Origin of the sequence: Haladaptatus sp., assembly GCF_049589095.1 — an archaeon.
Classification (GTDB): Archaea; Halobacteriota; Halobacteria; order Halobacteriales; family Haladaptataceae; genus Haladaptatus.
In genome coordinates this window covers 1-6491 of record NZ_JBAWAC010000646.1, presented here as the reverse complement: position 1 = coordinate 6491, position 6491 = coordinate 1, and the positions used below count along the sequence as shown (strand labels likewise).

Genomic DNA, 6491 nt, shown 5'->3' with positions numbered 1-6491 from the left:
GGAAAAAGCTGGATCAAAAGTATTGCACTCCTCCCGTTGGTCGTCGTTTAGCCCGGAAAATCGGAGATTTTCCGGTGGGAGCGCTGATGACTAGCGGCTGTGGAGATTGCCGATTTTTGTCGGCTCTACGGAACGCTGTTTTTGACGTTTATGTCGATCGTGACTTCCGAGGGTGCGGTCTGCGGATACCCGATCATCCCGTTTACGGCCGATTTCCAGTGGTTGTGTCCTCGGCGTATGGCTCACGGCTCACATGCGTTTGCCGTTCGCTGTTCACGTGTCGAGGCTGTCGATGAGCGCTTCGAGCGTCTCGACGTGTTCCTCGAACAGTTCGCGGCCCTCGTCGGTTAGTCGATAGGTCGTTCGAGGTTTCTTGTCCACGAATTCCTTTTTCACTTCGACCGCGCCCGCATCCTCCATTCGGCCGAGGTGGCTGCTGAGGTTCCCTTCCGTCACGTCCAAGGCTTCTCGGAGGTCGTTGAAACTCACCTCTCCGTGTGCGTAAAGGTGTGCGAACAACTGCAACCGCGTCGGCTGGTGGACGAGTTTGTCGAAGTTCATGCCCCGCGTAGGATTCCGTAGGAAGCCACGGCATAAATGAAGTACGAGATGCCGAAGGCAGCGTACCCCCACGGCCGAAGCGGTTCCCAGTAGGTGAGCAACACGACGTATCCAATCATCAGCACGCCGCCCAGCGAGAGCGCAAGCCGGTCCTTGCGCCGAATTCGATAGGCGCGGAGGCTGTTGGCGGAGATGAGGTAACCGATTCCCGTCAACGTCACCCAGATGCTGAACACGTACAGCGTTCCATCGACGTAGCCGAGCGTTCCCAACAGGGGGTTCGTGACGAGTTGCACCACGATTCCCGAGAGAAAGACGAGGCCGAACTGATAGCCGATGTTCGGCCCCTCGCCTGCCGAAGAACGGTCAGTTCGTCCCGTGAGTCGCCACGAGGCGAGACCACCGAGGACCATCAGCGAGAACCACACGACCCCGAACCAGTAACTCGCCAGTCGCTCGGTGAGGACGTACTGGGATGCGAGCGACGCGGCGAGGACCAGCACCGCGAACACCAACCACAGTCGGATGACGCTCGGATATCGTTCGCCGATCCCCATCGCTTCCTTTATGCCTGCGAGATCCCGCTTGAGACGATCTATATCGACGTCTTCCGGCGTGTCGCTACCGTTTCCGGCGTCGGTTTCCGCTTCGGTCATCGTCCCTCCGTCGAAACGTGGACGTAATAGTTGAACAGGTCGGTGTACGTCGGTGTCGCCTCCGATACTTCGTCGTCTTCGTCGCCGGATTCCGCCGCCATCCGGTTCCGGATTTCCTCGATACTTGTTCCATCGGGAACGAAACCGCGCGTCTGCCCGCCGTCGCTGAACACGCGCTCGTTGGTGACGTGTCCGGCGAGTTCGCTTCCCGTCTCGATTCCCATCACTCGCACAACGGGGGGCAGCGATGTGAGCATCTCCTTGGGAGTGCCCGTAGCGACGACGCGGCCGTCATTGACGAACGCCAACCGGTCAGCCAAGTCGGCATCGTGGGGCAAATGGCTCGAAATCACGAACGTCGCATCCCGCTCGCGGACGACGCTGTGGAGCGCCTGAATCATCGAGAGGTCGAGACCGGCGGTCGGTTCGTCGAGAAGGTACACCGGCACGTCGATGCTCAACGTGATCGCCAGTTCGATCTTTCGTTTCATCCCGACCGAACAGTCTTCGAGCGGTTTGTCGAGCGCATCGACCACGTCGAAACGTTCGACGTACTCCTCCCAACGGTCGGTAAACCGCGGGTGAAGCCGCGAGTAAAACCGAACGTTCTCCCGCCCCGTGAGCGAGTCGATACCCATCGCCTCTTGCAGGAGAAATCTGACGTTCGACGCCTTCTGCGGCGGTTCGCCGAATACCGAAACCGTTCCTCCGGAGGGATGCATGCTTCCGGCCAGACACGACAGCAGGACGGTCTTGCCGACGCCGTTCGGACCGAGCAGGACGAGGATTTCACCCTCGTTCACGTCGACGTTCACCGATTTCAGGACTGAATCGCCCCCGAACGATTTTTCGATATCTCGCGCTTCGATGGCGATCGTCATCGCTCGACACCTCGCGCTCGACCGTTCCAACGGCGTTGATACAGCACGCGGTTCATCATGACGAGGCCGATCGCGAACACGACGACGCCGTATCCGGCGAGCAACAGGAGGTACATCGGGTCGCTCGGCATCCCAGGCGGTGCCAGTCCCGCACCCTTCCAATCCGTGATATCGAGCAGTTGGTAGAGCGCGATTCTGGCCGCGAGCGTGTTCGGAAGGAAGTTCAGAATCTGCGGGTCGGCGGTGAACATCGTCGGCGAGGTTCCGTTGTAGCCCGTGAGGAAGTAGGCCATCATGGCGACGGATATCGAGATGATGTTGGCGTATCTGGCGTCGCGGACGAGCGTGGCGATTCCCAGCGCGAGAATCAACCAGAACAGGTTCGCCAGAACGAGCGTGACGACGAGGACGGGAATCGTGGTGAGTCCACGGAGCGTGAGCTCCGCTCCGGTTGCGACGCCGACGGCGAGAACGAACCCGAACGCGACGAGCCCGAACAGTTCGCCTGCAACGAGTCGTCCGACGAGGTCCGCGGACGGTCGAATGGGTAACGACCGGAACTGCGCGTAGCGGTTGTCCTCCAAATCGGTCACGAGCTGTTGACTGAACGCGCTCAGACAGACGGTGGTTGCACCGAACATTCCGTACCCGATGGCGATGGCGGCTTTCACGACCGGAAGCATCGACGCCGGAACTTGGTCGGGCGAGATGAATACGGAGATGGTCAGGAGATAGAATCCCGCAGGGAATCCCATCGACCAGAAGAGCACGGCAATGCTCCGTCGCATCTCCCGCAGGTTGCGCTCGGCGAACGCCCACGTCTGCCGGACCCACGCGTTCCGGGCGTCACCCGTCGACCGAACTTGGCTCTGACCCGATTCGTACGTAGATGACATCTCTCTCTGAACATTGATTCTGCAACACATAAAGGTTTGCAATAGAATATACTTTGTAAAGCAAAGCTGGCTCGTATTGCTTTCTAGCGCCGTTTTAGATCGACAGAGGGATGTATCAGGGACTTTTCTGTCATTAGAACAGGACAACTTATTATTTCAAAAAATTATCCTTTGCATGATACTATGTCACACCTTACCCCAGTGAACTTTTGAATTTGTACAGTTTCGTGCTAGTATGCACTCTTCAGTGAACGGGAGTCGCCGTCGTTTTCTCCGAAGCGCCGGCGTTACTGGCGTTGCACTCACCGCTCCCGTGTCGCTCGCTTCTCGCGCTGCCGCAAAATCGTCTTCCGGAAAACTCGTCTTCATCTACGACGACAGCGTGGCGGAGGATTACACGAAAACGTTCCCGGTCCATCAGGACGAAGACGTTCCCGCCTGTTCCGCCGCGGTCTCCGGTCAACTCGGGGAGAAGGACCGACTGACGGTAAAACAGTTGCGAGAGATGAGCAACGCGGGATGGGAAGTCATGTCCCACACGGTTCACCACCGAGCGTTGGGGCCACTCCAACTCGCTGAGGACGCGTCGAAGGGAGATACGAAAGTCTACGAACGCTCCAACCGCCACGGCGAACATCCCGGTGACGAGGTCATCATCTCGAACGGGACGAAAGAGGAAACCGTCACCGTCACGGGCAAAGGGTCGGACGATACGGGCGAGTACGTTACCCTCAAGAACTCGCTCGAAAAATCGTTCATCGCGGATAACTCGACGATGCGGTACACCGACGAGATACTGCACTCCGAGATTTTCGACTCGAAGAAACAGCTTGAGGAGGACGGGTTCAACGCCGCGAACATGGTGCTCCCGTACGGAATCAACGGACAGCAAGCGGAGGCAATGATACAGAAGGAGTACGACGCACTCGCGAACGCGGAGTTTGCGGACGGATTGAATCCGATCACTGGCTTTGACCCGTATCACCTCAGCCGAGCGTACTTCAAGCCCGACTCCGAGACGAAGAAGAAACTCGGTACGTATCTCGACACCGTCGCCAAGGGTGACGTTCTCGGTATCCTCGCAGGCCACAGTTCGTACGATGACTTCGAGCCAAAGCGCGTTCGAACCGCGATTCAGATGGCGAAGGACCGCAACATCGAGATACTCACGCTCCGCGACGCGATGGTCGATATGGGTATCATAGAACAGCAAACGACCACGACCACGACCACGACGACTTCGTCCGAGAAAACGACGACGACGTCGAACGATGAATCGACGAGTACGACGAAATCGAGCGGGCAACCCGGCTTCGGGTTCGCCACGGCACTGACCGGCCTCGGCGCGCTCGCGTGGCGTCAGTCGCGTCGCTAACCCGACGAAAGTCGTGCCGTGTGCTGTCAGTACACAATAACAGTTTTGCGTTCGTTTTCTATCTGTAGAGACAGGCATGACCGGCGATTCACGGGAGCGAATCGATCCCTCGAACTACTACGACCGCCTCGGCGAGGGCGAGTGGGAACGCCTCGACGAGTCGTTCAAAAACGGCTTGGAGTTCGAGAACACCACGGAGTATCTCGACCGATACCTCCCCGCATCGGGACACGTCCTCGACGCTGGCGGGGCCGCCGGGAGATATGCCATTCGGTTGGCCGAGCGCGGGTACGACGTGACGCTACTCGACCTGTCGGCCGAGCAAGTCGCCATCGCAAAGCGGCAGGTTGCGAAACGTGACCTCGGTGAACGAGTCACGGTCCAGCAGGGAGACATTCGTGGGCTTCCCTTCCCTGCCGACGAGTTCGACGCGACGCTCTGTCTCGGCGGGCCGCTTTCGCACGTCATCGACGCCGACGAACGGGACGCGGCGGTTCGGGAACTCTACCGTGTCTCCCGCCCCGATGCGCCCGTTTTCGCCTCCGTGATGGGCTTCGTCGCCGTCGTCCAGAACCTCATCAAGAGCGCACCACAGTTCGAGGCGGGCGTTCGGCAACTCCCCGAACTGATCGAGACGGCAACCTACTCGGCCGAACTCGCCGAGAAGCACGAGGGCGAGAGTCCGTCGTTCGTCGAGTGCCACTTCTTCCGCGCCGATGAACTCCGCCGACTGCTGGAACGACACGAAATCACCGTCGAAACCGTGGCCGGACTCGAAGGTCCGGCCTTGAACTTCGGGGCGAACATCGAAGATATCGACGCGGATGCACAGGAAAACGTGGCACACGCCGTTCGGACGCTCCGGGAGGACCCGACTATCGTGGATTTGTCGAACCACATCCTCGCGGTCGGGCGGGTCGAGTGAGCGATTCGGGTTCGTTATCTCGTTGCGCGGTATTCTCCGTGCTTCACGCCGAGCAAGAGCGCGATCACACCGAACACCAGCATCGAAGGTGCCACCATCATCAACACTGTGCTCGTCGCCATGACATCCATCCCAACGAGACCGACGGTAGCGATAGCGACGATTACGAGCAGCGCTACGGCGGTTACGGGTAAATCGAACTCCATGTCGGACAGTTAGCCGACCGGAGGAAAAGCGTTATGCCGATTTCGGGCGCATGAGATTCGCCAGCGTAACTAAGAACCCGAGAATCCAACCGACCGGCACGGCGATGCCGAACCACATGCCGACGTAGGCGAGTCCTTCGAGGTTGAACCGTGCCCGAAGAACCTCGTCGATGTTGCGGTAGGTGAGCACGTTGTCCAGCAACCACACCGCGAGGTTCGTGCTGTTCGGGAAGATCACGTTCGAGAGCGTCGGCGAGTACAGCGCGGCGACGACCGGCGGCAGGAAGATGGCCGTCATGCCGAACGGGTACGCGAACAGCACCGTCGTTATCCGACTATTCACTCTGTATTTTAGGAGATGGGACTTCAAAATTTGGTACGCGAACAGCACCGTCGTTATCCGACCGCCGTATCGGCTGGTGAGATAGGCCAGCGCTGCTGCGACGGTTGCGACGCCACCGGCGGCGGCGACGGCGTAGAATCCTTCCGTCGAGAAGCGATACTTCGCCAGCGCCGCCAGACCGCCCCAGACGACGGCCGAGAGCAAAATGACGCCCAACACGCCGAGGCTCGCCGCCGTGCGGTCGATTTTACTCGTGTAGTAGCGCGTGGCGAAGCCGAACAGGACGAACGGGTACAACAGTGCGACGATGAAGCTCCCGACGATGCTCCACCCGCTGTAGGCTACCTTGCCCGACGTGCTCTGTGGTCGCCACTTTCCGAGAACCGAGTGGGATTGCTGTCTCTGTCGCGGGAAGAACAATGCCATCCAACCGGTGTGTAACTGTGCGATATCGTATCGTATTGCGTCGATGAGTCCTCCCTGACTCGTCCCGCGTGACATATCGTGATTCCATTCAGCCCGTCGATATGAATGTTCTCCTTACGGGTCCGAAAGCGTACCAGTCAGAAAAAATTACTCCGCTCGTCGTCCGGTGTGACCCGGATAGTCGCGCTCGAACCGGTCCTCGATTTCCTCGCGGTTCAATTC

The 6491-nt window shown here is 59.1% G+C and carries 8 protein-coding genes; 2 read left to right on the top strand and 6 right to left on the bottom strand.

The window, feature by feature from the left end:
- Nucleotides 1-273: 273 nt before the first annotated feature.
- The 4 genes from WBV42_RS20390 to WBV42_RS20375 are packed head-to-tail and all read right to left on the bottom strand — an operon-like array spanning nt 274 to nt 2994.
- Nucleotides 274-561, bottom strand: a complete 288-nt coding sequence (locus WBV42_RS20390) for a winged helix-turn-helix domain-containing protein (RefSeq protein ID WP_423987660.1) — start codon at nt 559-561, stop codon at nt 274-276.
- Complete coding sequence (locus tag WBV42_RS20385) at nt 558-1217, bottom strand: hypothetical protein (protein WP_423987659.1); 660 nt, start codon at nt 1215-1217, stop codon at nt 558-560. The genes WBV42_RS20390 and WBV42_RS20385 overlap by 4 nt, the downstream gene beginning before the upstream one ends.
- Nucleotides 1214-2098 (bottom strand): ABC transporter ATP-binding protein, encoded by an 885-nt coding sequence (locus WBV42_RS20380; protein ID WP_423987658.1) that lies wholly within the window; start codon nt 2096-2098, stop codon nt 1214-1216. Before WBV42_RS20380 ends, WBV42_RS20385 begins: the two co-directional genes overlap by 4 nt.
- Nucleotides 2095-2994 (bottom strand): ABC transporter permease, encoded by a 900-nt coding sequence (locus tag WBV42_RS20375; protein ID WP_423987657.1) that lies wholly within the window; start codon nt 2992-2994, stop codon nt 2095-2097. Before WBV42_RS20375 ends, WBV42_RS20380 begins: the two co-directional genes overlap by 4 nt.
- 235 nt (nt 2995-3229) lie before the next feature.
- On the opposite strand from WBV42_RS20375, the gene WBV42_RS20370 reads away from it, so the two are divergent.
- Together WBV42_RS20370 and WBV42_RS20365 are read left to right on the top strand one after the other, a co-directional pair.
- Nucleotides 3230-4369 (top strand): polysaccharide deacetylase family protein, encoded by a 1140-nt coding sequence (locus WBV42_RS20370; RefSeq protein ID WP_423987656.1) that lies wholly within the window; start codon nt 3230-3232, stop codon nt 4367-4369.
- Between the two features lie 76 nt (nt 4370-4445).
- Nucleotides 4446-5294, top strand: a complete 849-nt coding sequence (locus WBV42_RS20365) for a class I SAM-dependent methyltransferase (RefSeq protein ID WP_423987655.1) — start codon at nt 4446-4448, stop codon at nt 5292-5294.
- Between the two features lie 14 nt (nt 5295-5308).
- Here the strand turns inward: WBV42_RS20365 and WBV42_RS20360 are convergent, their stop codons facing one another.
- Nucleotides 5309-5500 carry a DUF7333 family protein gene (locus WBV42_RS20360; RefSeq protein ID WP_423987654.1) on the bottom strand — a complete coding sequence of 64 codons (192 nt, stop codon included), beginning with the start codon at nt 5498-5500 and terminating at the stop codon, nt 5309-5311.
- Between the two features lie 31 nt (nt 5501-5531).
- Nucleotides 5532-6344: a hypothetical protein gene (locus WBV42_RS20355; protein WP_423987653.1), complete on the bottom strand. Its 813-nt coding sequence runs from the start codon at nt 6342-6344 to the stop codon at nt 5532-5534.
- Nucleotides 6345-6491 lie beyond the last annotated feature (147 nt).